This window comes from Mycobacteroides sp. H003 (assembly GCF_001440135.1).
Lineage (GTDB): Bacteria > Actinomycetota > Actinomycetes > Mycobacteriales > Mycobacteriaceae > Mycobacterium > Mycobacterium gwanakae.
In genome coordinates this window covers 769322-796277 of the sequence record NZ_LJYL01000034.1, presented here as the reverse complement: position 1 = coordinate 796277, position 26956 = coordinate 769322, and the positions used below count along the sequence as shown (strand labels likewise).

Genomic DNA, 26956 nt, shown 5'->3' with positions numbered 1-26956 from the left:
GTTCGACCGCATGACATCGGCACCCGCTGCGCCGCCGCGCGCTCGGGCATCTGAGGAGTCTGGCCCGCCGGTACTGCGGGTACGGCGCCGGCCACGTCCGGGCAACTGGATCCTCTCGGCTGTGGCGCTGCTGTTCGTGGCGATGTTCGTGCACGGGCTGGTGCGCAACCCGGGGTGGGACTGGCCGACATTTGCGCGGTACTTCACCGCCAAATCGGTACTGGCGGCGTTATGGCTGACGATCAGACTGACGATTTACGGCACCGTGCTCGGGTTTGTGCTGGGTGTGGCGCTGGCGGCGGCACGACTATCCAAGAATCCGGTCTTGCAGGCCATCTCGTGGACGTACGTGTGGATTTTTCGGTCCATACCGCTGATCGTGCAGCTGCTGTTCTGGTTCAACATCGCGTACCTGTACGACAGCATCAGTTTCGGGATTCCTTTCGGGCCGAGCCTGATCACCGTCGATACCAACGAGCTGCTGAGCGGGCTGACCGCCGCGGTGATCGGATTGACTCTGCACCAGGGGGCCTACTTCGCCGAGATCATCCGTGGCGGCATCCTGTCCGTCGACGAAGGCCAATTGGAAGCTGCTGCAGCCCTGGGCATTCCCCGGCGCCGTCAGTTCTTCCGGATCGTGCTGCCCCAGGCCATGCGGTCGGTCATGCCCAACGCCGCCAATGAGGTGATCAGCCTGGTGAAGGGCACGTCCATTGTGTCCACCATGGCCATCGCCGATCTCTTCTATCAGGTGCAGGTCATCTTTGGGCGCAACGGGCGGGTGGTGCCACTGCTCATGGTGGCCACGGTCTGGTACATCGTGATCACGTCGGTACTGACCGTCGTGCAGTACTACATCGAACGGCATTACGCCCGGGGCGCACATCGATGAGCACCATCGAGGTGCGCGGTGTGCACAAGTCCTATGGCCAGGTGGCGGCGCTGCGTGATGTGAATCTGACTGTGCAACAAGGGGAGGTGACGGTCATCATCGGGCCGTCGGGCTCCGGAAAGTCGACGCTGCTGCGCACCCTGAACCACCTGGAGAAGGTGGATGGCGGGACAATCCGCATCGACGGCGAGCTCATCGGGTACCGGCAGCGCGGTTCGGTGCTCTACGAGCTCTCGGAACGAGCCATTCTGCGGCAGCGTTCGCAGGTCGGCTTTGTGTTCCAGAACTTCAATCTGTTCCCGCATCTGACGGTGCTGGAGAACGTGATCGAGGCGCCACTGGCGGTGCGGCGGGCGCCGCGCGCCGAGCTGGTGGCCGAGGCGACCCGGCTGCTGGAACGGGTCGGCGTCGCCGACAAGGTGGCCGAGTATCCGCGCCGGCTATCCGGTGGTCAACAACAGCGGGTGGCCATCGCGCGCGCTTTGGCGTTGCGACCCAAGGTTATTCTGTTCGACGAGCCCACCTCGGCACTAGATCCGGAGCTGGTTACCGAGGTGCTCGACGTGATCCGCCAGCTCGCCAGTGATGGCGCCACCCTGGTGATCGTGACGCACGAGATCGGCCTTGCCCGGGAGATCGCCGACACCGTGGTCTTCATGGATCGAGGCGCGATCGTCGAGCAGGGGGCGCCCGAACAGCTGCTGGACAACCCGTCGCATCCGCGCACCGTCGGCTTCCTATCCAAGGTGTTGGCGTGAGACGTCTTATCGCGCTGTGCTGTGCCGCGCTGGTTGTCCTCACCGGTTGTGGCGCGGGCGCGGAGCCGGAGGTGTCGTCGGCCTTCAATCTGAGTCCGGACCAAGACCGGGTACGCCTGGCCACGGTGGATACGATCGCGGCCGAGGTGCCCGAAGCCATCCGCAGGCGCGGCACGCTGATTGTCACCGGGGACGCTAATTCCGCACCACCACTGCGCTTTTACGCTGATGACGACAAGACGATGATCGGGATCGAGACGGATTTCGCCTACCTGGTGGCGGACATTCTGGGATTGCGTGTAGATCTGCGTTCGGCGGATTGGGCGCAGAACTTCGTCAAGGTGGATTCGGGCGAGGTCGACGCGTTCATCTCGAATGTGACGGTGACCGAGGAACGCAAGGACAAGTTCGACTTCGCGACATACCGTTTGGACAACGTCGCCTTCGAGGTGCGTCGATCGTTGGACTGGAAGGTCAAGGGCGCCAGGGATATCGCCGGCAAGACCATCGGCGTCGGGTCGGGCACCAACCAGGAGGCACTGCTGGTGCAATGGAACGAACAGAACGTCGCGGCTGGTCTTCCCGCCGCCGATCTGAAGTACTTCCAGCAGACCACCGGCTACTACCTGGCATTGGCATCGGGTCGCATCGACGCGTATGTGGGCCCCAATCCCACAGCGGTGTTTCATTCCCAGGCGACCGGACAGACCAAGCTGGTCGGCACATTCTCCGGCGCGGGGGAGGCGCTGCAGGGGGAGATCGCGGTCCTGATCAAGAAGGACAATGGGCTGGTTCGGGCTGTCGCGGACGCCATCAATCACGCCATAGCCGACGGCACGTATCGTAAGGTGTTGCAGCGCTGGGGATTGGAGAACGAGGCTGTCGCCAAGTCGGAGATCAACCCCCGCGGACTACCCAGGCAAGGATGACATGACGGCGTGTGAGGATCTGCTGCAGTTTGTGACGGTGGAGCAGCAGGATCCGCTGGCCGCCCCGCTGCTGGCCGAGCTGGCGGTGGAGTACAGCACCCGATACGGCGGGACCCTGGACGAGCACCACGAGTTCCTGGTCAACTACCCGGCCGCGCACTTCACGGCTCCCGACGGTGGTCTGCTGATCGGGGTACAGGGCGGTACTGCCGTGACCGGTGGCGCCTTCCAGCGATATGACGCCGACACCGCTGAACTCAAACGCATCTGGACGTCCAGCGCCCATCGCCGTCAGGGTCTGGCGGGGCGCACCCTGGCTGCACTGGAACAGGAGATTCGCAGCCGCGGGTATCGGCGCATCTACCTCACCACCGGTCCCCGCCAGCCCGAGGCCAAGGCGCTGTACCTGTCTGCGGGGTACCGGCCGCTTTATGACCAGACGCTGTCCGCGGACGAGGTCGGTATCCATCCGTTCGAGAAGGACCTGTAGGCGGCCCTGGCTGGGCACAGAGAACCGAATGGCTTTTCCTTCAAGGTGAGATAAACGCCTTCGTCACGCGGTTCGTGGACGTTGAACATGCCGTGACGACACTGCTCGGATTGGCTCTGGACGGGTACGGATGGCATCCGAGCGCGGATCAGCACACCGGCAGCCCCTTGACCGGAAAGTACTGGACCGAGCAGGTCCAGCACGCCGAACACGGGCTGCTGGATTTCGTGACGTTCGAAGACTCATTCGCCCGCACTCCCGGCGGACGCCTGGACGCGATACTGACCGCCGCACGCGTAGCCCCGGTGACCACACGTATCGGGCTCATCCCCATCGCACCGGCCACCCACAATGAGCCCTTCCACCTCTCCAAGTCGATAGCCACCCTCGACATCGTGTCCGGTGGCCGCGCCGGCTGGCAGGTGACCATCGCTGATACCGAGGATGAGGCCGACGTTTTCGGCCGCACGAAGGTGCTCTCGCTGCATGACCTGTTGGAGGAGGCCGCCGACTCCGTGGAGGTGGTACGGCGGTTGTGGGACAGCTGGGAGGATGACGCCGAGATCCGAGACCTGGCGACGGGGCGGTTCATCGACAGGGACAAGCTGCATTACACCGACTTCGGGGGCCGCTTCTTTTCGGTGAAGGGCCCGTCCATTACGCCCAGATCCCCGCAGGGGCAGTCGGTGGTCGCGGCACTCGCCCGCAGCCGTCCCGGACAGGCATTCGCCGCGAAGAATGCGGACCTCGTCTTCGTCACCCCGCACGACGGCGCCTCTGCCGCCGAGATCCCCGCCCGCCTGCACAACACGGCAGGTCACCGCACCATCAAGGTGCTCGCAGATCTGGTGGTCTCCTTTGGCCGGGAGGACGAGTTCCATTCGGATGCAGCCATATTCACCGGCCAGGCGCCGGAACTGGCCGATCTCATCGCCCAATGGCACGAATGGGGTATCGACGGTGTGCGCCTGCGGCCCGCGATCAACGCGCTCGACATTCCCGTCATAGTTGACGAACTCGTGCCCCTTCTTCAGGCCCACCACGGGTTCCGCACCGAGTATGAAAACGGAACCCTGCGCGCACGGCTCGGCCTGCCTACCGCCACCAACCGCTACGCAAGGAAGTCGGCATGAACGTCCCACTCTCGGTTCTCGACCTGTCCCCGGTCAGCGAAGGATCGGATGCCGCGACGGCGCTGCGTAATTCGATCGACCTGGCCCAGCATGCCGAGCAATGGGGCTACCGGCGCTACTGGCTCGCCGAGCACCACTTCGTGGCGGTCGCGAGCACCGTTCCCGCACTGGTCATCGCGCATATCGCTGCCGCTACCCGTCGGATCCGGGTAGGTGCCGGTGCCGTCCAGGTTGCCTCGACCACGGCCGCCGCGGTGGTGGAGAGTTTCGGCATCCTCGATGCGCTCTACCCGGGGCGTATCGACCTGGGACTCGGGCGCACGGGCCATCGCATCAGGGACCGGCTTGCCGGAAATGAGCAGAAGCCCGAACCTGCCCCCGCCCATGAGGTGGATGGGCTGTTCATCCCGCAGGCACCGACGGAGTTCGGCATCAAGGACAACCCGAAGCTGCGGGCCACCGCCGCTGCCCTGCAGCAGCCGGGCGCACAGATCGCCGATTTCGATCAGCAGGTGTCCGATATCCAGGCATTTCTGGACGGTACATATGTCAGTCCGGAAGGTGTTGCGCTGCATATCCGTCCGGGCGAGGGCGCCGATCTGCCGCTGTGGCTGTTCGGTTCCAGCAAGGGCGAATCGGCTCAGGTGGCGGCGCGGCGCGGTCTGCCCTTCGTGGCGAACTACCACGTCACCCCCTGGTCCACCCTGGAGGCCATCGAGGCGTACCGCGAGGCGTTTCAGCCCTCCGCGGCGCTGGCCGAGCCGTACATCATCGTCTCGGCGGACGCCGTGGCCGCCGACGACGAGCAAACCGCGCGTCATCTCACCAGCACCTTTGGTCGTTGGGTGCACTCGATCCGATCGGGGCATGGCGCCATTGCGTATCCCGACCCCGATGGTGCACAACCACTTACCGATGAGGAGCGCCGTCAGTCGGAAGATCGGGTCGTTACCCAGTTCGTCGGCGATGCGGGCCAGGTCGCTGAGCGGCTCGACACCCTGGCCAGGGTCACCGGTGCCGACGAACTGGTGGTCACCTCCATCACTCACCGGCACGAAGACCGGCGCAGGTCCTATGAACTCATCGCCAAGGAATGGGGGCTGATCTGATGAGCGCCCCGTCGGATCCGATTCAGGTTCGGGAAGGCAAGGACCGCAAGCCCATTCACCTGGCTGCGCATTTTCCGGGAGTCAACAACACCACGGTGTGGTCTGATCCCGCCTCGGGAAGTCAGATCGATTTTTCCTCCTTCGTGCATCTGGCCCGCACTGCTGAGCGTGGACTTTTCGACTTCTTCTTCCTGGCGGAGGGGCTGCGACTGCGTGAGCACCGTGGCCGAATCCATGACCTCGACGTGGTGGGCCGGCCCGATACGTTCACAGTGCTGGCCGCCCTCGGCGCCGTCACCGAACGGCTTGGGCTGGTGGGCACCATCAACACCACCTTCAACGAACCCTTCAATGTGGCAAGGCAATTCGCTTCTCTGGACCATCTCTCGGACGGACGGGCCGGCTGGAACATGGTCACCTCGTCCGACGCCTTCACAGGCGAGAACTTCCGGCGCGGCGGCTTCCTGGACCACGCCGACCGGTACCACCGGGCCGAGGAGTTCATCACCGTGGCACGCAAGTTCTGGGACAGCTGGGACGAATCGGGTGAGCCGCGACTGGTCAACCATCGGGGTGCGCAGTTCACCGTCCGTGGTGTGCCCACCGCGCCGGCATCTCCGCAGCGGCATCCGGTGCTGCTGCAGGCCGGGGATTCGGCCGACGGGCGTGACTTCGGCGCCAAGCATGCCGACGCGCTGTTCACCATCCACTCCTCGATTCCCGCAGGGCAGAAGTACTACGCGGACGTCAAGGCCCGTGCGGTCGCGCACGGCCGAAACCCGGATCAGCTCAAGGTATTTCCCGGAGTCACCTACGTCCTGGGCGACACCGAGCAAGAGGCCATCGAGAAGGCCGCCTACATCAGGGACCAGCAGGTGGGCCCGCAGACGGCCCTTGCCTATCTGGAACAGGTCTGGGGCCGCGACCTGTCCGGATACGACCCGGATGGTCCCTTGCCGGATGTCGAGCCCACCGGAGATGACTCGATCACCCGGGGGAAGGCGCGCCACGGCGACCCGCGGGAGATTGCCGCGAAGTACCGGGAGCTTGCGGAGGCCAAGAACCTGTCGATCCGCGAGCTGATCAAGGAGGTCACCTCGCGCCAGCAGTTCATCGGTACCCCCGCTCAGGTCGCGGCGGAGGTCGACCGCTACATCCAGGCCGATGCCTGCGATGGATTCATCCTGGTCCCGCACCTGACCCCGGCCGGCCTCGATGACTTCGTGGACACCGTGGTGCCGCTGCTACAGGAACGCGGTGCCTTCCGCAGCGAGTACGAACACGAGACGCTGCGCGAACACCTGGGACTGGACCCCATCTCTGGTGCGAGTGTCGACTTTCCACGCGAAACCGCGAGTGCGTAGCGCGCGAGAATCCGGCCTTCGGCGCTAGGTGCGCAGGGCGATCTCGACCGCGTCGCGCAGTGACCCCGTCCAGGCCGGGCCATGCCCCGGAGCCAGCACATCGGCGTCCACCTCGGCCAGGGCCTGCGCACTGCGACGTGCCTGTTCCATGTCCTTGGTGAATGGAGTGGGCAGCAGCTGAGGTCCCGAACGGCTCGCGATCGGGTGCCCGGTGATGATGGCATCTCCGACCACCAGCACGTGACCGGCGACCAGGAACGAGCAGTGACCTCCGGAGTGACCGGGGGTCGGGATGGGGACGGGTGCACCCGGTAGATCCGCGAGCTCGGGCCCGAGCGGAGCCGCCGTCGGAATGCCGTCACGGACCCCGGCTCCCAGCCGCATCGCGTGGATGACCCACGGCAGCCATCCGGGCCGCCACAGGTGCAGCACCACCTTGAAGGGCTCGGCCTGATCCACATAGTCGCGCCGCACATTGCCCAGCTCTGCGTTGTGGGCATACACGGGGACACCGTGTTCGGCGGCCCACCAGATCGCCGTCCCCATGTGGTCGATGTGCCCGTGCGTGAGCACCACGGCGCGTACGTCCTGTGGCTTGTGTCCCAGCGCCGCAATGGATTTCAACACGTCATCGCGATCGCCCGGGTAGCCGGAGTCGAACAGCGCGACTCCCGAATCGTCCGATGCGATCACCCAGTTGACCGCCTCTCCGTTGACCACATGCACGGCGTCGCTGACCTGGGTGATCTCGACCATGAAATAGAGAGTAATGAGTCCTTGGTTAGGGTGGTTGGAGAACTTGCGATGAGCGGTAAGCACCCTTGAGGCGAGGAGCGCGCGGATGGCACGGGAACTGAAGCTGGGATACAAGGCATCGGCGGAGCAGTTCGCGCCGCGTGAGCTCGTCGAGTTGGCGGTCGCCACCGAGTCGCACGGTTTCGACAGTGCGACCGTGAGTGATCATTTCCAGCCGTGGCGATACAACGGTGGTCACGCGCCGTTCTCGCTGGCCTGGATGACGGCCGTCGGCGAGCGCACCCAGCGCCTGCAGCTCGGCACCTCGGTGCTGACCCCCACCTTCCGGTACAACCCGGCGGTCACCGCACAGGCCTTCGCCACCATGGGGTGTCTGTACCCGGGCCGCATCTTCCTGGGTGTCGGCACTGGTGAGGCGCTCAACGAGATCGCCACCGGGTTCATCGGTGAATGGCCGGAATTCAAGGAGCGCTTCGCACGGCTGCGCGAGTCGGTCCGGCTCATGCGCGAACTGTGGACCGGTGAGCGCGTTGATTTTGAGGGTGATTACTACCGCACCCAGGGTGCTGCCATCTACGACGTGCCCGAGGGTGGCATCCCCGTCTACATCGCCGCCGGCGGCGCCGTCGTCGCCAAGTACGCGGGGCGTGCCGGCGACGGATTCATCTGCACCTCCGGCAAGGGCGAGGAGCTGTACAAGGACAAGCTCATCCCCGCCGTCAAGGAGGGGGCGGCACTGGCCGAGCGCAACTTCGACGACATCGACCGGATGATCGAGATCAAGATCTCCTACGACCCCGATCCGGAGAAGGCGCTGGAGAACACCCGCTTCTGGGCGCCGCTGTCGCTGACTCCCGAGCAGAAGCACAGCATCCATGACCCCATCGAGATGGAGCGCGCCGCCGACGAGTTGCCCATCGAACAGGTGGCCAAGCGCTGGATCGTTGCCTCCGACCCGGACGAGGCGGTCGCCAAGGTCGCCGATTACGTGGGCTGGGGCCTGAACCACCTGGTGTTCCACGCACCCGGACACGACCAGAAGCGGTTCCTGGAGCTGTTCAAGAACGATCTTGAGCCTCGTCTCCGTAAGCTGGGATGAGCGCTTACGCGAAGACCGTTAGGTACAGATGAGTTCCCTAGTTCGTCGCTTTATCGATGCGGTCAACACCGTGCCGGTGATGGCCTTGAACGTGCCCGGACTGCGCAGCTTGGCGGGCCGCTACTTCACCGTCGTCACCTACACCGGCCGCCGATCGGGGCAGATCTTCAGCACGCCGGTGAACTACTGGCGTTCGGGAGATGACATCGTGATCTGGGTCGGCATCCCCGAAAGCAAGAAATGGTGGCGCAATTTCCTCGGAGAGGGCAGGCCGCTGCAGCTCCGGCTCAACGGAGTTGATGTGCCCGGTTACGGAATCGCACGCAAAGACGACAGCGGCCGCGTGACGGTCACTGTTCGTCTTGGCGAGAGCTCCTAGAGCGAAGTCGGCGAGCCGATAGGGTCAGGTCATGCATGACGACCGGCGAATTGTCGAGGACCGCATTCGGCGTTTCGTCGATAAGCGGCTGAACTGCGCCATCTACGTCGATTCGGCGCCGCTGACACTGACGGCGTGGACCGCACCGGGGGAGCCGGTGCCATTCGCCGAGGCGGCGTCGCAGGAATTCACCGAGATCACTCCCGGGACGCCCTGGGGACCACCCTGGTCGACGATGTGGCTGCACGTGACCGGAACCGTTCCGGAGCGGTGGCGCGGTCGGTCCGAGGGTGCCCCGGAGATGAGGGTCGAACTCGGCTTCACCGGCGGGCCGGGCTTCAACGCCGAGGGGTTGGTGTACCGGCCCGACGGCACCGTGGTGAAGGGCATCGCGCCGCGCAACGCGTTCGTGCCCATCGACGATCCGGACGCCCCGGTGGACTTCTACATCGAGGCCGCCGCCAACCCGGACATCGGCAAGCATTTCTGGTCGCCAATGCCATTGGGAGACAAGGCTACTTCCGGTGATGAGGCGCTGTACCGGCTGGGTGGTATCGACCTTGCGCTGCGCGACCTGAACCTGTGGGGGCTGCAGCAGGACATCGCCACCCTGGACGGGTTGATGCATACGCTCCCCGAGGATCTGCCGCGCCGCCACGAGATTCTGCGCGCGCTGGAACGCATGGTGGACACGGTGGATCCCGAGGATCTTGCGGGTACCGCGGCTGACGGACGTGCCGAACTCGCCGACGTGCTGGCGCGCCCCGCATATGCCAGTGCCCATCGGATCACCGCCGTCGGGCACGCTCATATCGACTCGGCGTGGCTGTGGCCGGTGCGTGAGACGGTCCGTAAGTGTGCACGGACCTTCTCGAACATGGTCGACCTGATGGACCGGCATCCAGACTTCCGATTCGCCTGCTCCTCGGCGCAGCAGTACGCGTGGATCAAGGACAAGTACCCCACCCTGTTTGCTCGCATCAAGGAGAAAGTTGCTGCGGGACAGTTCATTCCGGTGGGCGGCATGTGGGTTGAGGCCGATACGAACATGCCCGGCGCGGAGGCGATGGCCCGCCAGTTCGTGGCGGGCAAGCAGTTCTTCCTCGACGAGTTCGGGATCGACACCCCAGAGGTGTGGCTGCCCGACTCGTTCGGCTATTCCGCGGCGATGCCCCAGATCGTCACCGCCGCAGGTTCGGAATACTTTTTGACACAGAAGATTTCGTGGAACTCGGTCAACCGGATGCCGCATCACACCTTCATCTGGGAAGGGATCGACGGCACCGGGGTGTTCACGCATTTCCCGCCCGTCGACACCTACAACTCCGATCTGGGCGGCGGCGACCTCGCGCATGCGCAGCGCAACTACCGCGACTCCGGGGCGGGCACCATGTCGCTGGTGCCCTTCGGCTACGGAGACGGGGGCGGCGGCCCCACCCGCGAAATGCTGGCCTACGCCACGCGAAAGCGGTCGCTGGAAGGCTCACCCACGGTGGCCCTGGGTACCCCGGCGGAGTTTTTTGCCGCCGCCCAAGCCGAGTACGCCAACCCGCCGCGCTGGTCCGGTGAGCTCTACCTGGAGCTGCACCGCGGCACGTACACCTCGCAGGCGAACACCAAGCAGGGCAACCGCCGCAGCGAGCACTTGCTGCGCGAGGCAGAGCTGTGGGCGGCGACGGCAGCGGTGCACGCCGGATACGAGTACCCGTACGACGAGCTGGACGAGACCTGGAAGCTGGTGCTGCTGCAGCAGTTCCACGACATCCTGCCCGGCAGCTCCATCGCCTGGGTGCATCGGGACGCTGAACGGAACTACGCGGCGATCGCGACGAGGCTGGAAGCCATCATCGAATCCGCGACGCGCACCCTGGCGGGCCAGGGTGACCGCAGACTGGCCTTCAATGCTGCGCCGCACGATCGCGACGGGGTACCCGCGCTGGGCGCCGCTGTCGCCGATCAGCCCACCTCCGTCACTCCCGTGACGAGTGACGGAGGGTTCCTGCTGGACAACGGGATTCTGGCGGCCACCTTCGATGCCGACGGTCTGTTGGTCTCCCTCATCGATGCTGCCAGTGGCCGGGAGGCCATGGCGGCGCCGGGGAATCTGCTGCAGTTGCATCGCGATACGCCGAACCAGTGGGACGCCTGGGATATCGACGGCTTCTACCGGAACACCGTCACCAATCTGACGCCGGCGAGCTCGGTTGCCGCCGCGGACGGTGCGCTGGTGATCAAGCGTGAATTCGGCAATTCACATCTTGTGCAACGCATCACGCTGCAGGATGGTGCGCCCGCACTGGACATCGAGATCGATATCGACTGGCACGAGTCCGAGAAGCTGCTCAAATTGGCGTTCCCGTTCGACGTGCAGGCCGACCGATCGGCGTCGGAAACCCAGTTCGGCCATGTGTATCGTCCCACGCACGCCAACACCTCGTGGGACGAAGCCAAGTTCGAGATCTGTGCGCACCGCTGGGTGCATGTGGGCGAATCCGGATACGGCGTGGCAGTGGCCAACGATTCGACCTACGGACACGACATCAGCAGACGTGGCACCACCACCGTGGTGCGGATGTCCCTTTTACGCGCGCCGCTCTTCCCGGATCCCGATTGCGATCAGGGACATCACCGATTGAGGTTCTCGGTACGCCCCGGCGCGACGATCGGCGACGCCGTCGAGCAGGGATACCGGCGCAACCTGGACACGAGGGTCGTCGAGGGCGCCGCGGCGAGCATCGAACCTCTTATCAGCCTGGATAACCCGGCCGTCGTCGTGGAATCGGTGAAGCTGGCCAACGACCGCAGCGGTGATCTGATCGTCCGGCTCTACGAGTCGCGCGGTGGACGGGCCGATGTGAGCATCCACGCGAATTTCAGCCACGACGGGGTGGCCGTGACCGATCTGCTGGAACGGCCGATCGAGTATCCGGATGCGATCAAACTCTGGGTCAACGATATTCAACTGACATTGCGTCCGTTCAAGATTCTGACGCTGCGATTCACTCGTGTAGGAAGGCGTGCATGACCGAGGCTAGAGGATTGAAGGCGTCCAGTATCTACATTGCCTCACCCGAAGGTGATACCGGAAAGTCCACCGTCGCACTGGGTGTGATGCATCGGCTGGCCGCCTCGGTGGCACGCGTGGGCGTGTTCCGCCCCATCGCGCGGTCCGGGGAGAGTGTGGACTACATCCTGGAACTGCTACTGGAGCAGAGCACCGCCGACATCGCCTATGAGGACTGTCTGGGCGTCTCGTACCACGATCTCCATCAGGATCCAGATGCGGCGATCGCCCAGATCGTCGACAGGTACCACGCGGTCGCGGAGCGCTGTGATGCCGTAGTGATTGTCGGCAGCGACTACACCGACGTCGCGAGTCCCAGTGAGCTGAGTACCAACGCCCGCATCGCGGTCAATCTTGGCGCACCGGTTCTGTTGACCATCAAGGGATTCGGTCGAAATCCGGACGAGGTGGCGGCCCTTGCCGAGGTCTGTCTCGGCGAGCTCAAGGTGCAGCGTGCGCACACCGCCGCCATTGTGGCCAACCGGTGTAATCCCGATCAGCTGGACGAGGTGCGCCAGGCGTTATCGCGTTTCGACAAGCCTGCCTGGGTGCTGCCCGAGGTACCGCTGCTGGTCTCGCCGTCGGTAGAAGAGCTCATGAAAGCGGTGAAGGGCTCGTTGGTCAGCGGGGACGAGGCACTACTGTCCCGCGAGGCCACCAGCTTCATGGTGGCGGGCATGACCGCCGAGCACTGTTTGGAGCGCCTGCAAGAGGGGCAGGCCGTCATCTTCCCCGCCGACCGATCCGATGTGCTGCTGGCGGTGGCGAGCGCGCATGTGGCGGAAGGATTTCCATCGCTGTCCGCGATCATCCTCAACGGCGGACTGAAGCTGCACCCACGGATCGCCGACCTGGTGGACGGGATCGGGCTGCGGTTGCCGATCATCGAGACGGATTCGGGCACGTTCGAGACCGCGAGCGCCGCAGCGCATGCCCGCGGCCGGGTCACGGTGGCCTCGGCCCGCAAGATCGACACCGCGCTAGCGCTGATGGATCGATATGTTGATGGCGCGGATCTCATCGCGCAGCTGGCCATTCCGATTCCCTCGGTCACCACGCCGCAGATGTTCGAGTATCAGCTGCTGGATCGGGCGCGGGACAACCGTAAGCGCATCGTGCTCCCGGAGGGCGACGACGACAGGATCCTCAAGGCGGCCGGGCGGCTGCTGCAGCGCCAGGTCGCAGATCTGACAATCCTGGGTGAAGAGGCGGAAATTCGTTCCCGCGCAGCCGAGCTGGGCGTGGACATCTCGAATGCCCTGGTGGTCAGCCCCAAGACCAGTGAGCTCGCCGAGCAGTTCGCGGGCCAGTACTTCGAGCTGCGCAAGCACAAGGGCATGACTCCTGATCGTGCGCGCGAGATCATGCGTAACGTCTCGTACTTCGGCACCATGCTGGTGTACAACGACATCGTCGACGGCATGGTGTCGGGCGCGGTGCACACCACCGCGCACACGATTAGGCCAGCGTTCGAAATCATAAGGACGACGTCCGGTGTTTCTACAGTGTCCAGCATCTTCCTGATGTGCCTGGCCGACCGGGTACTGGCCTACGGCGACTGCGCCATCGTGCCCGACCCCACCTCCGAGCAGCTGGCCGATATCGCCATCTCCTCGGCGCGCACGGCCGCCCAGTTCGGCATCGATCCGCGGGTCGCGATGCTGTCCTACTCGACGGGAAACTCGGGTAGCGGTGCCGAGGTCGAAAAGGTTCGTATCGCAACCGAATTGGTTCGTACCAGGCAGCCCGAGCTGCTGGTCGAGGGTCCCATCCAGTACGACGCGGCAGTGGAGCCCTCGGTGGCGGCCACCAAGATGCCCGACTCCCCGGTTGCCGGACGCGCGACGGTGCTGATTTTCCCTGACCTCAACACCGGGAACAACACCTACAAGGCGGTGCAACGCAGCGCCGGGGCCATCGCCATCGGGCCTGTGCTGCAGGGCCTGCGCAAACCCATCAATGATCTCTCCCGCGGTGCTCTGGTGGAGGACATCGTCAACACGGTCGCGATCACCGCGATCCAGGCCCAGGACCTGACCCGATGAGCGCGGTACTGGTCCTGAACTGCGGCTCGTCTTCGGTGAAATACCAGCTCATCGAACCGGATTCGGGCCGGGTGGACGCGCACGGGCTGGTGGAGCGCATCGGTGAAGAGCCGGTCCGCAATCACGAAGAGGCACTGCGGCTGGTTTTCGACTCCATCAACACCGACGACGTGGTGGTGGTGGGCCATCGTGTGGTGCACGGCGGACAGAAGTTCCACGAGCCGACGGTGCTCGACGACGCCGTGGTCGCGCAGATCGCGGAGCTGTCGTCACTGGCGCCGCTGCACAACCCGGCCGGTGTGCAGGGCATCGAGGTGGCCCGGCGCCTGCTGCCCGATGTGCCGCAGGTGGCGGTGTTCGACACCGCGTTCTTCTACAGTCTGCCGCCAGCGGCGGCCACCTATGCGCTCGATCGTGAGGTCGCCGAGCGATACGGCGTGCGGCGCTATGGATTCCACGGCACCTCGCATCAATACGTGTCACAGCAGGCCGCCGGCTACCTGGGGCGCGCGTACGCCGACATCAACCAGATCGTGCTGCACCTGGGCAACGGCGCATCGGCGTCGGCGATCCTGCATGGCCGCGCCGTGGAGACCTCGATGGGCCTCACTCCGCTGGAGGGCCTTGTGATGGGCACCCGCACCGGCGATATCGACGCTGGCATCGTGTTCCATCTGGCGCGCCACGGCATGAGCATCGATGAGATCGACACGGTGTTCAACCGCCGTTCCGGCATGCTCGGACTGTGCGGGGCCAACGATTTTCGTGAAATTCATCGGCTGATCGAGGCGGGAGACGCATCGGCGCAGCTTGCGTACAACGTTTATGTGCACCGGCTGCGCAAGTACATTGGCGCCTACATCGCGACATTGGGTGGCGCCGATGTCATCTCCTTCACCGCCGGGGCGGGCGAGAACGACGCAGTGCTGCGTGCCGATGCCATGGCCGGACTCGAAGTGCTTGGCATCGAGATCGATCCGGAACGAAACCTGTTGCGGTCCAGCGAGATTCGCCGCATCTCCACCGATGGATCCCGGGTGACGGTGCTGGTGGTGCCCACCAACGAGGAACTGGCCATCGCCAGGGCGGCGGTGGGGGCGGCCTTAGAGCAGTGAGGTCGGCCGGGTGGCGTTGGCCAGATCCACCAGCGCGTAACGGTGGGCGCGCTCGGTGGCCCGGCGGGCCAACGCCCGCAGGCTCCGCTCAACACCTTGGCGCAGGCCGCGTTTGGTGAACGGGACACCCAGGATGTGGTGTCCGGTCGAATGATTGGTCTTGATCCAGTCCAGCGCCGTCCCGAGCACCAGCGCGCGGATCTGCAGTACACGCGGTTCCGTCTCGGGTAGTGCTTCCACCCTGCGGGCCGCCTCGCGGATGTCGTCCTCGGTGACCTCGGTGAGTGTGCGACCCGAGAGCAGGGTGACGGCACTGGTGAGACGCGCGGTGGTGAAATGGCGCGACGTGGGGGGCACGTTATCGAGCATGCGTACCGCCTCGGCGCGTTCCCCGCGGGAGGCCAGGGTGCGAGCCAGCCCGTATCCCGCGGAGATGACGCTGTTGTCGGTGGACCAGACGGTGCGGTAGAAGTCGAGGTTCTTCTCGTCATTGGCAAGTTCGGCGGTGGCGGCAAGTGCCATCTTGGGGGCGATCTCACCGGGCAAGAAGTCCAGAACGGCGGTGAAATGCTTTGTGGCTTGGTCGTAGTCACCGTTGAGAAGGGCCGCCATGCCGCGGTACCAGGTCAGTCGCCACGGGGTGCCCACCCGGTCCTCGAGCTGATCCAGCTTGCTGTTGGCCTTGGCGACATCGCCCAGATCGAGGAGTGCGCGTGCCTCCATCAGGGGCAGCTCCATCGATTCGGTCAGATCCACCCCGTCGGCGTCGATTCGGCCCAGGCGGGCGGCCTTCAAGGATTCGAGGGTCTGTATCGGCTGGCTCAGTACGGTTGCCTGCAGGATGGCGGCACCCACGTCTGTGGGGTCGAGAAGCGGAACCTGAAGAGCTGTCACGATATCCGGCGCCGTCAGGCTCGGCGGGTGAGCCAGCCCGTCGACGTAGACGTCGGTGTGGGCTACCAGCAGGTCGACCCCGAAGGTGGACCGGGACGGGCTGAACAGGGTGGACATGCCCGGGCGTGGTGTGCCCGAGTCCAGCGCCACCACCTCGCGCAGTACTCCCACCAGCTGAGTGGCCATCTCCTCGGCGCTGCCGAACCGTGCGGTGGGGTCGGGATCGATGGCCCGGCGCAAAAGGCGGTGATACGAGTCGTACTTGGCGAGCACCGGATCTTCGTTGGGCAGCCCGTCCTTGTATCGGCCCTTGCGGGTGGGCATGCGCAGGGTCAGCGCCGCGAGGGTGCGTCCCACCGTGTAGATATCCGACGCGACAGTGGGGCCGGTCCTGGAGATTTCGGGTGCCTGGTAGCCGGGAGTTCCGTACAGGTTGCCGTAGGCATTTACCGCGGCCACCGCGCCCAGGTCGATGAGTTTGAGCTGCTCCTCGGTGACCATGATGTTCTCGGGCTTGAGGTCGTTGTAGGTGAGCCCAACCGAGTGCAGAAAGCCCAGCGCGGGAAGAATTTCCAGCATGTAGGCAATGGCCTGTGCGACGGGTAGGGCCTTGCCCTTGGGCTGTTTGAGCGAGGTGCCGCCGACGTACTCCATCACGATGTATCCGACCGGATTCCCGTGCTGGTCGGGGTGTTCGACGAAGTTGAAGATCTTCACGATCGAGGGGTGCGCCACCTCGGCGAGGAATCGCCGCTCGGCCATCGCGATGTTCTGTGCTTCGGCGTCGCCGGAATGCACTAGACCCTTGAGCACCACCGGACGGTCGTTGACGTTGCGGTCCACCGCGAGGTAGATCCATCCCAGACCGCCATGGGCGATGCAGCCCTTGATGGCGTACTGCCCGGCAATCACATCGCCGGGATTCAGCTGCGGCAGAAAGGAAAAGGTGGACCCACAGGCCGGGCAGGTGCCCTCACTGCAGGCGGGGCCATCCTCCGTGGAGCGGCCCACCGGTTTACCGCAGTTCCAGCAGAATCGTTTGGACTCTTCGACGACCGGATTGGTCATCAAGGCGGCCAGTGGATCGATTTCCGGAACACGCGGGATCTCGACCAGGCCGCCGCCGAGTCGGCGGGTGGGGGAGAGCCGGACTCGCGTGGTGGTGGCGCGGACCTCTGGCTGTGTGGTGGGTTGGGTTGTGGGCTGGGTGAAATCGGGGGCACGGAACACGGCCTGGGTAGCCATGGGGCGCATCGTGGACGCGGAGTCCGCATCCAGGTCCGCCAGGGATGCGGGCCGCGTGCCCGGACCTTCGTCTTCGTCCGCGTCGTCGACCAGATCCTCTGGGTCTTCCAGGCTGCCGGGATCTTTACTCATCAGTCCCGGTACCTTGCGCTCGGAGGTGCGGGGGCGGGCCCCAGCACGCTCAGCCATTTGCGGTACAAGGCATTCCAGGTGCCGTCGCGCCGGATGCGTTCCAGGGTGCGATTGACGTACCGGACCAGATCGGTGTTCTCCAGCTTCATGCCGATTCCGTACGGCTCATCGCTCATGTTGGGCCCGATGATGTGCAGGTACGGATCCTGGGACATCAGGCCGGCGAGTATCGAGTCGTCGGTACTCACCGCGTCGACCTGGCGTTGTTGCAGTGCCACAAGGCAATCCGCCCACGTCACCACCGACATGATGACCGGCGGCGGGGTGATCTGCGAGAGCCGGTTCAAGGAAGTGGTGCCGCGCGCGGCGCACACCCGTCTGCCGGAGAGGTCCTGTGCGTTGGTGATGCCCGAATCCCTGCTGGTCAGAATCCGTTGGTAGGTCATCAGATAGACGGTCGAGAAATTGACCTCCTTGCGCCGTGCGCAGGTGATGGTCATGGTCTTCACCACGATGTCGACGGTCGAGTTCTTCAATGCCGCGATGCGATCTGCCGAGGACAGAATCCGGTACTCCACCCGCTCGGGGGTGCCGAAGATGTCGCGAGAGATCTCCCCGGCGATATCGACATCGAATCCGGTCAGTTCCCCGGTGATCGGGTCGCGGAAGCTGAACAAGTTGCTTCCGATGTCCAGCCCGACGATGAGCCGGCCGCGCCTGCGGATCGCCGCGACCGCATCATCGTTGGCGGCCCGGTCGTTGGTGGGCCGCAGACTCGCGGTGGGGTCGCACGAGGTGTCGACCTTGGTCAACGGCGCGAGGTTGGGTTCCTGCTCGGTCATCTCGGCAGGGGTCGGCCTCGGCACGGTGAGCTGTGGCAGTGGAGTGGAGTTCTCGGGCGTCGAGCATCCGGCCAGCATGGTGGCTATGACCGCCACCGCGGCAAGTCTGCGTGCGGTGCCCTGCGTCGCTGTTCTCATCATCGGTACTCGCTCAGCCTCGGCCACAGACCGACTCCCACGCATATCGCGCCGCCCACCGAGAGGATCAACGCGCCCGCAGAGGACAACGTCAACGCGCGTTCGGCATTGAGAACACCCGAGCGGAGTTGGCGGCGGCTGTCCTGAACGCCGTTGCGCAGCGCCGCATCGAGGCTGTCGAAGGCCGGTGTCGAGTCCGATTCGCTGCTGCCCAGTGCCACCTGGGTGGCGGCCTGGTAGTTGCCGACGCCGATGTAGGCGTTGATCCGGTCATCGGCCTGCCGCCACCTGGTGAGCAGCTGCTGCGCCCGCTCCAGGTCCGCGCGGGCAATGGCATCCGGGTTGCTCAGATACTCGCCGATCTTGCGGTCCATCTCGTCGATGCGGTCGTAATAGGACTTCTTGCGCACACTCTCATCGCCGCGGCGGATCAGTGCCAGCGTCTCGTCGGCGCGGGCCTGCTGAGCCGAGATGACCAGTTGAGTGATGGTTTTCAGCGAGTGGGCGCCGCCGTTGCGCGCGTCGGTGCCCAGCGAGGCAGAGACGGCCAGTGCGATACCCACCCAAACCACCATAAGCAGTAGGGCCGCGCCGCCCGCCAGCATGCCGGGATTGATGAGGCGCCGCGTCTGCTTGGACAACCAGCGATGGCCCAGGACCCCACCGATCATGGTGGCCAGCACGATGAGGATCACCGGGAAGGGCACCCGGGTGGATGCGCTGGTTTCCTGATCGACGCGGTTGGACGTTTCCTCGTAGAGGAGCTGCGCGTCCGGAAGGATCGTGTGCTGCATCAGTGCGGAGGCCTCGCTCAGGTACGAGGCGCCGACAGGATTACTGGCCCGATTGTTGGTGCGCGCGGTCTCGACGAGTCCGGTGTAGACCGACAGTTCGGCGTTGATGCGGCTCAGTAGCTCCTGCATCGGCCGGTCGGTGAGACCGCTGGACGCGGCGACGAGTGCGGTCGAGGCATCGGTGATGGCCTGCTCGTACCGTTCACGGACGCCCTGCGGTTCGGTGCCCGCGATGAACGCGGTGGTCGCCGCGGCATCGGCGACCGACAGGGTGCTGTACAGCTGCCCGGCGGAGTACGCCAGCGGCTCGGTGTGGTTGAGCACCGTGCTCAGGGCGAGTTGCCGGTTCTGCACGCTCGCCGAAGTGGCCACCGCGGACAGCACGCCGGCGGTGGCCAGGACGATACCGAGCATCAGAATCTTGCCGGGAGTGGACTTGAGGAACCACCACCACGGATGAGCCGGCACGACGGGGGTTGTCGCGCCGACGGGCTCGGTCGACGGGTGTGCTAACCGCGTCGTCCCGACAGTCACCTCTTACCTTCCTCTCCCGGCCTTAATGGGAAGTCTAAGAGCATATTTAGTCTTAGGTGGCTCTACTGTGGACTCTGTGCGTGGCGACGGTGACGGATGGGTTGTCGCTGACACGGGTGCGCGATTCTGGGGGCGGTTCGGTGCAGCGGGTTTGCTGTTACGCGCACCGCTGGCGAGCGGCCAGCCCGCGGTGCTGCTACAGCACCGGGCCTGGTGGAGTCATCAGGGTGGCACCTGGGCGTTGCCGGGCGGGGCGCGGGACAGCCATGAGTCGGCCGAGCAGGCGGCGGTCCGGGAGGCAGCCGAGGAAGCGGGAATCGAGCCGGGCGCCATGACCATCCGCTCCTCGGTGGTGACCAAACGCATTGACGGCCAGGCGCACTGGACGTACACGACGGTTGTTGCCGATGCTCCCGAGTTGTTGCCCACCGAGGCCAATCACGAGAGCACCGAGCTGCGATGGGTGCCCGAGGAAAAGATCGAGGGAATGCGGTTGCACCCCGGGTTCAAGTCGGCGTGGCCGCTGCTGCGGGTGGTCGCGACGCTGCAGGGGACCTCGAATGGTTTCTCCGGGCCCGGCACCGTCGAGCTCGAGCCCGGGCGCTTCGCCTGGCAACTGCCGTAGCGTTCGGTTATGCGTACCGGATTTCTCCTGATGCTGGCCGTGATCACGAGCGTGCTGATGGGTGCCTGCAGCTCAGAGAAAGCCGAGAGCGGACCGGGCGAGCGCAACGAGGTGGTGGCGACCGCGCTTGCTCGCGTCGAGGCCGACCTGGGTAAACCCGTCAAACTGGACGTGAAGACGTTCAAGAGTGCTGACGACTGGGCACTGGTCGACGGTCAACTGCAGGACACCGGCGGCTCCGATCCCACTCGGTATGAGGTCCTGCTCAGAAAGAACGGCCCGAAGTGGACCATTCTCGAGAGCGTGATCGGGTCCACCGATGCGCAATGGGTGGGCTGGAAGTCGAAGTATCCGGAGGCTCCTGCGCAGATCTGGCCCTGAGGGGTACGCCGAGCGCATACCGGGTGCAGCAGATCTGCGTGGTTTACGTGCGTGCGGTATGCGCGGGGTGAACTAGCTCGCGAAGTGACGCTGCCGCCGCACCAGGATCGACCGACGCGGTGATCGCCCGCACCACGACAATCCGCGACGCTCCGGCCGCGACCACCTCGGGCACCCGCGCCTCGTCGATACCGCCGATCGCGAACCAGGGCTTGGCAGTCCCGAGCGCTGCGGCCATGCTGACAAGTTCGAGACCGGCCGCGGAGCGGCCCGGTTTGGTGGGCGTCGGCCAGCACGGCCCGCAGCAGAAGTAGTCGACCTCGGTATCCAGGGCCGCCTGGCGGGCCTGAGCAGCGTCATGTGTGGACCGGCCGATCAGCACATCCGGACCGACGATCTCCCTGGCGACCGCAAGAGGCAGGTCATCCTGGCCGAGATGCAGGATGTCGGCCCCCGCCGCGCGGGCGATATCGGCACGGTCGTTGACCGCGAACAACGCGCCGTGACGTGCGGCGGCCGCACCGAGAACAGCCAGGTACTCCAGTTCTTCGGTGGGCTCAAGCCGCCCGAACTGCTGCTCGCCGACTGATCCCTTGTCGCGCAGCTGCACGATGTCGACCCCGCCGGCAAGGGCGGCATCCACGAATTCGGCGAGATCGCCGCGCTCGCGGCGCGCGTCGGTACAGAGATAGAGGTGAGCAGACCCAAGCCGGGCCGAACGCGGGTGCATAGTCGAAGACGCTAGCGTTGTAGGTGTAAGTAACGCGGGAGCCCCAGGATGAGCGGGCTGAGAGTGGGCCAACGAATCCGGCCCTGACCGTCCGACCTGATCCGGGTCATGCCGGCGAAGGGAGTGACTCCGATTGTGATGTCGTCTCAACCAGGCTCTGTCGCCGTCATCGGTGGCGGGGTCATCGGGCTTTCCGTGGCACGTGAAGCTGCCCGCCGCGGCTGGCAGGTCACCGTCCACGACGACGGCCGAAAGGGCCCGTCCTGGGTGGCGGGCGGCATGCTTGCGCCCTACAGCGAGGCCTGGCCGGGTGAGGATGACCTGCTGGATCTGGGTATCGAATCCCTCGGGATCTGGCGTGACGGCTTCATCGACGAGGACGTAGCAGGCGCGGTGATCACCGCACGGGGGTCACTTACCGTGGCCGTCGACACGGCCGACGTCGGTGAGCTGAGGACCATGGCGGACTGGCTGGCCGGGCGCGGGCATACCGTTGCCGCGACCACCAATGCCCGCGACATCGAGCCGCTGCTGGCGCAGAACATCCGCCGCGGATTCACCGCGCCCGAAGAACTCGCCGTCGACAATCGCGCGGTGTTGGACGTATTGGCCACCGAATGCGAGGCGCTCGGTGTGCGTAAGGGCCCTGCGGTTACCCACGCCGAAGACGCATCCGCCGATCAGATCGTGATCGCGAACGGGGTGCAGGCGGCAACCCTCGCGAATCTGCCGATTCGTCCGGTAAAGGGCGAGGTACTGCGGCTGCGACGGCGACCCGGCGCGATGCCCCCGCCCGCGAACGTGATCCGGGCCCGGGTACACGGACGCCATGTCTACCTGGTACCCCGGCACGACGGTGTCGTCGTGGGCGCCACGCAGTACGAGCATGGCCACGACACCGCGCCTGCCGTGGCGGGCGTGCGGGATCTGCTCGACGACGCGTGCGCGGTGCTGCCCTGTCTGGGGGAGTACGAATTCGCCGAATGCGCGGCGGGTCTGCGCCCGATGACCGATGACAATCTGCCCATGGTGGGCAGGATCGACGATCGGACTCTCGTGGCCGCCGGTCATGGCCGCTCGGGATTTCTCCTCGCGCCGTGGACGGCGAAGACGATCGGGGTGGTGCTTGACGGAGGCCAGCCGCCGGATGCCGTCGATCCCCGCCGGTTTGAGAAGGCACATAGTCAGGAGGCCCGATGAACATTCAGGTAAATGGTGATGCGCGCGAGGTCACCGAGGGTGCCAACATCTGGCAGCTGCTCGACCAACTGGGCTTTCCCGAGTGCGGTATCGCGGTGGCTATCAACCACACCGTCGTGCCCAAATCCGATTGGGACACCACGGTTTCCGACGGTGCCCTGGTCGAAGTCGTCACCGCGGTGCAAGGGGGGTAGCTGCTGTGGTTAGTGCAGACGAACCGCTGTGTATCGCGGGCCGCTCATTCGGTTCGCGGCTCATCATGGGCACCGGTGGCGCCGCGAATCTCTCGATTCTGGAAAGGGCACTGCTGGCGTCCGGGACCGAGCTGACCACCGTCGCGATCCGGCGGGTAGATGCTTCCGGGGGCACTGGAGTGCTGGATCTGCTCAAGCGACTCGACATCATGCCGTTGCCCAACACCGCGGGATGTCGCGGCTCCGCCGAGGCCGTGCTGACCGCGCAACTGGCCCGTGAGGCGCTGGAGACCAACTGGATCAAGTTGGAGGTGATCGCCGACGAACGCACGCTTCTTCCCGATGCCGTGGAGTTGGTGCGTGCAGCCGAGCAACTCGTCGACGACGGGTTCGTGGTACTGCCTTACACGACCGACGATCCGGTGCTGGCCCGCAGATTGGAAGATGTGGGATGCGTCGCGGTGATGCCACTCGGAGCACCCATCGGCACCGGGTTGGGCATCACCAACACACATAACATCGAGATGATTGTGGCGGCCGCCGGAGTGCCGGTGATCCTGGACGCGGGAATCGGCACCGCCAGCGATGCCGCGCTCGCGATGGAACTCGGCTGCGATGCCGTGCTGCTCGCGACGGCCGTGACCCGCGCCGCCGATCCCGAACGCATGGCCGCGGCCATGGCAGCAGCCGTAACCGCCGGGCACCTCGCGCGTCACGCCGGCCGCATACCCCGTCGATTTTGGGCGCAGGCCTCCAGTCCGGCACCGGACGGACCCCCAGTGCAATAGCTGGCATAGTGGGCCGCATGATCGAACTGCGGTCGCTGACCAAGGTCTATGGGCAGACCCCGGCGGTCGATGACCTCTCGGTAACCATCGAGCCGGGCGTCGTGACCGGGTTCCTGGGACCCAATGGGGCAGGTAAGTCGACGACGTTGCGCATGATCGTCGGGCTGGCTCGCCCGACGTCCGGGACCGCGACTATCGGTGGCAAGCAGTATCACGAGATCGACCATCCGCTGCGCGAGGTTGGGGCGCTGCTGGATCCCAAGCAGTTTCACCCCAATCGGACGGCGCGTAACCACCTGAGGTGGATCGCCGCTGCCAATGACATTCCTTCCCGGCGGGTGGACGAAGTGCTGGAGATGGTCGGGCTGACCGATGTGGCCGGTCGTCATGCCGGCACCTTCTCCCTGGGTATGTCGCAGCGCCTGGGCATTGCCGTGGCACTGCTCGGCGATCCCCAGGTATTGCTGTTCGATGAGCCGGTCAACGGCCTGGACCCCGAGGGCATCCATTGGATTCGGACTCTGATGCAGAGTCTGGCCGCACAGGGCCGCACGGTGCTGGTCTCCAGTCACCTGCTTTCTGAAATGGCCAACACGGCAGACCAATTGGTGGTCATCGGCCGCGGCCGGCTTATCGCGGCGACATCTATGCATGAGTTCGTCAGTCGGGCCGGTGCCGATGTGGTGCGGGTGCGCAGTCCTCAGCTCGAGACCTTGCGCACGGCGGCAGAGGAAAGTGGCTTCTCGGTGCACGTTTCGGAACATGGTGGAGAGGCAAGCGTGCTGGAAATCAGCGGTGCTCTTATCGAACAGGTCGGCGAGCTTGCGGCACGTCGTGGCGTCACGTTGTACGAACTTTCCCCGCAACGGGTTTCGTTGGAGGACGCGTACCTGTCGCTGACCGATGATGCCGTGCAGTACCGCAGCCAGGTGTCTGCGGACGCGGTGACGGACGCGGAGGGTGTTCGCTGATGGGCGTTATCGCGGCCGAGCGGATCAAGGTATCCACCTCGCGTTCTGCGGTGTGGTGCAGCCTGCTTGCCCTGGCCTTGGGTTTGGGATTAGCGGGCCTGCAGGGCGGATCGGCCTCTGTGTACGCGCCGATCAGCCCTGGTGATGCCGCGGGCGGTGCGACCGTCGTGGGGGTGCCGCTGCTGATGGTGCTCGCCGCGATGACGGTGACCAATGAGAATCGAACCGCAATGGTGCGAAACACCTTTCAGGCCTCGCCCAACAGGTTGTCGGTAATTGGCGCCAAGGCCCTGGTCGCGGGGGTCTGGGTGGCAGTGGTCACCGCGGTCACCACGCTGACCTCGATCGTGCTGGTGCGCGCCATGGCCGGACCGGTGGCGGGTGCGAATTTGACGCTCGACAGTGCCGGCGTGTGGAACACGATTGGTTCGGTGAGCGTGTACGCGTTCTTGTGTGCCGTACTCGCGGTGGCGGTAGGTGTGTTGCTGAAGCACACCGCGGGTGCTGTTGCGGTGCTGCTGTTGTGGCCGACGGTGCTTGAGTTGATGCTGGGCTGGCTCACTGATGCCGGAAAGGCGTTGCAGCCCTTCCTTCCTTTCGCGAACGGAATCAGGTTTACCGGTGTGCCGTGGTACACCTCCGACGGTGTGCGCTTCGTTTGGGGCACCACCGGCTCTCTCATCTACTTTGCTACCGTGGTTGTCATCACGCTCGCTGCGGCCCTGGCTGTCGTGCAGCGACGCGACGTCTAAGTCGGACAAGGGAGAACCATGGGGACCAAGCGGGTTGTGTGTGCGGTTGCGGTGTCCGCGGTATGCGCACTGGTGACAGCGACGGCGTGCGAGCGGGATGGCGGCGACGCACCCCGCTCGGTGCCGCAGGCAGGCTCCGCGGAGGCGATTGGTTTCGCGCACTCGCTACACGAGAAGGTGACCGTCGACAACGTCGTGAAGCACCTCTCGGAGCTTCAGGAGATCGCCGACAAGAACAACAACACTCGGGCGGTGGGCACTCCCGGCTTCGATCAGAGCGTCGACTACGTGGTAAAGACGCTGAAAGACAAGGGATTCGACGTACAGACGCCCGAGTTCGACTTCAAGTACTTCCAGGCTAAATCGTTGGATCTGACGGTCGGCTCCAAGAAGATCGACGCCGCAGTGCTGTCGTACTCACCGGGCGGTCAGGCGCAGGGACGGCTGGTCGCGGCCCGTGCGGAAGAATCGCCGGGCTGCACCGCCGAGGACTACGACGGTCTGGATGTCAAGGGCGCCGTGGTCCTGGTCGACCGTGGAGCGTGCCCGTTCGCCGAGAAGGAGAGGGCTGCCGCCGAGCGCGGCGCGGTCGGCCTGATCGTCGCCGACAATGTCGATGAGAGCAAGGCGGGCGGCACCCTCGGTGAGGACGCCACCCCGAAGATTCCGGTGGTCGGCGTCACCAAGTCGGCCGGAGCGGATCTGCGCGCACATCCCGACCAGGTTGTCCTCAAGGTCGATGCGGAGACCAAGGACATCAAGGCGCGCAATGTGATCGCACAGACCAAGACGGGTGCCACCACGGATGTCGTGATGGCCGGTGCTCACCTCGACAGCGTTCCCGAAGGACCAGGGATCAATGACAACGGCACCGGTACCGCGGCGGTTCTGGAGACCGCGCTGCAGCTGGGGCCGAACCCGGACGTGAAAAACGCGGTGAGGTTTGCGTTCTGGGGCGCGGAGGAGGAAGGGCTGATCGGCTCCACCGACTACGTCAAATCCCTGGACGTGGACGCGCTGAAAAACATTGCCCTGTATCTGAATTACGACATGCTCGGTTCACCGAACGCCGCGTACCTCACCTATGACGGCGACCTGTCCGAAGAAGCCGATCCGAACGAGATTCCGGTGCGTATCCCGGAGGGTTCGGCCGGTATCGAGCGGACCGAGGTTGCCTACCTTGCCGATCAGGGCAAGAAAGCCCACGACACCGAATACGACGGCCGATCGGACTACGACGCATTCAGTAGGGCGGGCATCCCGACCGGCGGCATCTTCTCCGGGGCCGAGGAGAAGATGACCGACGAGGAGGCGCGGGACTGGGGCGGCAAGGCGGGCCAGCCCTTCGATCCGAACTACCACCAGGCGGGCGACAACCTGGCGAACGTGAACAAGGACGCGCTCAAGATCAACGCCGGCGGAGTCGCCTACACCATCGGCTTGTACGCGCAGAGCATTGACGGACGCAACGGTGTGCCCATTCGCGAGGACCGTACCCGGCACAAGCTGAAGGACTAACGGCGGTAACAGGTTCGTTGCAACGTCCCGAAAGGCCTTGGGAACCAACGTTGGTGCGGTAGCGTGTGCGATTGCTCGATTCGCA

25 protein-coding genes and 1 riboswitch are annotated in these 26956 nt (G+C 65.1%); of the genes, 20 read left to right on the top strand and 5 right to left on the bottom strand.

What is annotated here, in order from left to right:
* Positions 1-10 precede the first annotated feature (10 nt).
* From AOT87_RS23970 to AOT87_RS23940, 7 genes are all read left to right on the top strand, one after another.
* Complete coding sequence (locus AOT87_RS23970; protein ID WP_057968801.1) at positions 11-892, top strand: amino acid ABC transporter permease; 882 nt, start codon at positions 11-13, stop codon at positions 890-892.
* On the top strand, positions 889-1650 hold the full coding sequence (locus AOT87_RS23965; protein ID WP_057968800.1) for an amino acid ABC transporter ATP-binding protein: 762 nt from the start codon (positions 889-891) through the stop codon (positions 1648-1650). The genes AOT87_RS23970 and AOT87_RS23965 overlap by 4 nt, the downstream gene beginning before the upstream one ends.
* A complete protein-coding gene (locus tag AOT87_RS23960) occupies positions 1647-2579 on the top strand; it encodes an ABC transporter substrate-binding protein (RefSeq protein WP_057968799.1) in 933 nt (310 codons plus the stop codon). The genes AOT87_RS23965 and AOT87_RS23960 overlap by 4 nt, the downstream gene beginning before the upstream one ends.
* Before the next feature lies 1 nt (position 2580).
* Positions 2581-3069 carry a GNAT family N-acetyltransferase gene (locus AOT87_RS23955; protein ID WP_057968798.1) on the top strand — a complete coding sequence of 163 codons (489 nt, stop codon included), beginning with the start codon at positions 2581-2583 and terminating at the stop codon, positions 3067-3069.
* Positions 3070-3161: 92 nt separating this feature from the next.
* Positions 3162-4202, top strand: coding sequence for an LLM class flavin-dependent oxidoreductase (locus tag AOT87_RS23950; protein ID WP_057968814.1), 1041 nt, complete (start codon positions 3162-3164; stop codon positions 4200-4202).
* On the top strand, positions 4199-5311 hold the full coding sequence (locus AOT87_RS23945; RefSeq protein ID WP_057968797.1) for an LLM class flavin-dependent oxidoreductase: 1113 nt from the start codon (positions 4199-4201) through the stop codon (positions 5309-5311). The genes AOT87_RS23950 and AOT87_RS23945 overlap by 4 nt, the downstream gene beginning before the upstream one ends.
* Entirely contained in the window at positions 5311-6675 is a 1365-nt protein-coding gene (locus AOT87_RS23940; protein ID WP_057968796.1) for an NtaA/DmoA family FMN-dependent monooxygenase, read from the top strand. Before AOT87_RS23945 ends, AOT87_RS23940 begins: the two co-directional genes overlap by 1 nt.
* 24 nt (positions 6676-6699) lie before the next feature.
* On the opposite strand, the gene AOT87_RS23935 is transcribed toward AOT87_RS23940, so the two are convergent.
* Positions 6700-7431, bottom strand: a complete 732-nt coding sequence (locus tag AOT87_RS23935; RefSeq protein WP_057968795.1) for an MBL fold metallo-hydrolase — start codon at positions 7429-7431, stop codon at positions 6700-6702.
* An 85-nt stretch (positions 7432-7516) separates the two neighbouring features.
* Between AOT87_RS23935 and fgd the strand changes: the two genes are divergently transcribed.
* The 5 genes from fgd to AOT87_RS23910 are packed head-to-tail and all read left to right on the top strand — an operon-like array spanning position 7517 to position 15133.
* Positions 7517-8530, top strand: coding sequence for a glucose-6-phosphate dehydrogenase (coenzyme-F420) (fgd, locus tag AOT87_RS23930; RefSeq protein WP_030096256.1), 1014 nt, complete (start codon positions 7517-7519; stop codon positions 8528-8530).
* 28 nt (positions 8531-8558) lie between these two features.
* Entirely contained in the window at positions 8559-8909 is a 351-nt protein-coding gene (locus AOT87_RS23925) for a nitroreductase/quinone reductase family protein (RefSeq protein ID WP_030096257.1), read from the top strand.
* Positions 8910-8940: 31 nt separating this feature from the next.
* Positions 8941-11934, top strand: coding sequence for a glycoside hydrolase family 38 C-terminal domain-containing protein (locus AOT87_RS23920; protein WP_057968794.1), 2994 nt, complete (start codon positions 8941-8943; stop codon positions 11932-11934).
* Positions 11931-14018: a phosphate acetyltransferase gene (pta, locus tag AOT87_RS23915; protein ID WP_057968793.1), complete on the top strand. Its 2088-nt coding sequence runs from the start codon at positions 11931-11933 to the stop codon at positions 14016-14018. Before AOT87_RS23920 ends, pta begins: the two co-directional genes overlap by 4 nt.
* Positions 14015-15133, top strand: a complete 1119-nt coding sequence (locus AOT87_RS23910; protein WP_057968792.1) for an acetate kinase — start codon at positions 14015-14017, stop codon at positions 15131-15133. Before pta ends, AOT87_RS23910 begins: the two co-directional genes overlap by 4 nt.
* Here AOT87_RS23910 and AOT87_RS23905 read toward each other — a convergent pair.
* The 3 genes from AOT87_RS23905 to AOT87_RS23895 are packed head-to-tail and all read right to left on the bottom strand — an operon-like array spanning position 15122 to position 19712.
* On the bottom strand, positions 15122-17404 hold the full coding sequence (locus AOT87_RS23905) for a serine/threonine-protein kinase PknG (protein ID WP_057968813.1): 2283 nt from the start codon (positions 17402-17404) through the stop codon (positions 15122-15124). The genes AOT87_RS23910 and AOT87_RS23905 overlap by 12 nt on opposite strands.
* Positions 17404-18387, bottom strand: coding sequence for a glutamate ABC transporter substrate-binding protein (locus AOT87_RS23900; protein WP_081346459.1), 984 nt, complete (start codon positions 18385-18387; stop codon positions 17404-17406). The genes AOT87_RS23905 and AOT87_RS23900 overlap by 1 nt, the downstream gene beginning before the upstream one ends.
* On the bottom strand, positions 18384-19712 hold the full coding sequence (locus AOT87_RS23895) for a hypothetical protein (protein ID WP_030096263.1): 1329 nt from the start codon (positions 19710-19712) through the stop codon (positions 18384-18386). The genes AOT87_RS23900 and AOT87_RS23895 overlap by 4 nt, the downstream gene beginning before the upstream one ends.
* A gap of 76 nt (positions 19713-19788) precedes the next feature.
* Here AOT87_RS23895 and AOT87_RS23890 point away from each other — a divergent pair, with 76 nt between their 5' ends.
* Both AOT87_RS23890 and AOT87_RS23885 read left to right on the top strand, forming a co-directional pair.
* Entirely contained in the window at positions 19789-20337 is a 549-nt protein-coding gene (locus AOT87_RS23890) for an NUDIX domain-containing protein (RefSeq protein WP_030096264.1), read from the top strand.
* A gap of 9 nt (positions 20338-20346) precedes the next feature.
* Complete coding sequence (locus AOT87_RS23885; protein WP_057968790.1) at positions 20347-20718, top strand: hypothetical protein; 372 nt, start codon at positions 20347-20349, stop codon at positions 20716-20718.
* Positions 20719-20761: 43 nt separating this feature from the next.
* Here AOT87_RS23885 and thiE read toward each other — a convergent pair whose 3' ends face one another.
* Positions 20762-21448 carry a thiamine phosphate synthase gene (thiE, locus tag AOT87_RS23880; RefSeq protein ID WP_057968789.1) on the bottom strand — a complete coding sequence of 229 codons (687 nt, stop codon included), beginning with the start codon at positions 21446-21448 and terminating at the stop codon, positions 20762-20764.
* A gap of 24 nt (positions 21449-21472) precedes the next feature.
* Positions 21473-21588, top strand: a riboswitch (TPP riboswitch).
* On the opposite strand from thiE, the gene thiO reads away from it, so the two are divergent.
* The 6 genes from thiO (at position 21587) to AOT87_RS23850 (ending at position 26871) form a co-directional block, all read left to right on the top strand.
* Positions 21587-22648, top strand: a complete 1062-nt coding sequence (gene thiO / locus AOT87_RS23875) for a glycine oxidase ThiO (RefSeq protein ID WP_057968812.1) — start codon at positions 21587-21589, stop codon at positions 22646-22648. It overlaps the preceding riboswitch by 2 nt.
* A complete protein-coding gene (gene thiS / locus AOT87_RS23870; RefSeq protein WP_057964150.1) occupies positions 22645-22842 on the top strand; it encodes a sulfur carrier protein ThiS in 198 nt (65 codons plus the stop codon). The genes thiO and thiS overlap by 4 nt, the downstream gene beginning before the upstream one ends.
* Positions 22843-22868: 26 nt before the next feature.
* Positions 22869-23630, top strand: a complete 762-nt coding sequence (locus tag AOT87_RS23865) for a thiazole synthase (RefSeq protein WP_256364545.1) — start codon at positions 22869-22871, stop codon at positions 23628-23630.
* Between the two features lie 17 nt (positions 23631-23647).
* Positions 23648-24601, top strand: a complete 954-nt coding sequence (locus tag AOT87_RS23860) for an ATP-binding cassette domain-containing protein (RefSeq protein WP_057968810.1) — start codon at positions 23648-23650, stop codon at positions 24599-24601.
* Complete coding sequence (locus AOT87_RS23855; RefSeq protein ID WP_057968788.1) at positions 24601-25353, top strand: ABC transporter permease; 753 nt, start codon at positions 24601-24603, stop codon at positions 25351-25353. The genes AOT87_RS23860 and AOT87_RS23855 overlap by 1 nt, the downstream gene beginning before the upstream one ends.
* A gap of 18 nt (positions 25354-25371) precedes the next feature.
* The gene (locus tag AOT87_RS23850) at positions 25372-26871 is read left to right on the top strand and encodes a M28 family metallopeptidase (RefSeq protein WP_057968787.1); all 1500 of its coding nucleotides are present in this window, start codon (positions 25372-25374) and stop codon (positions 26869-26871) included.
* Positions 26872-26956: the final 85 nt, after the last annotated feature.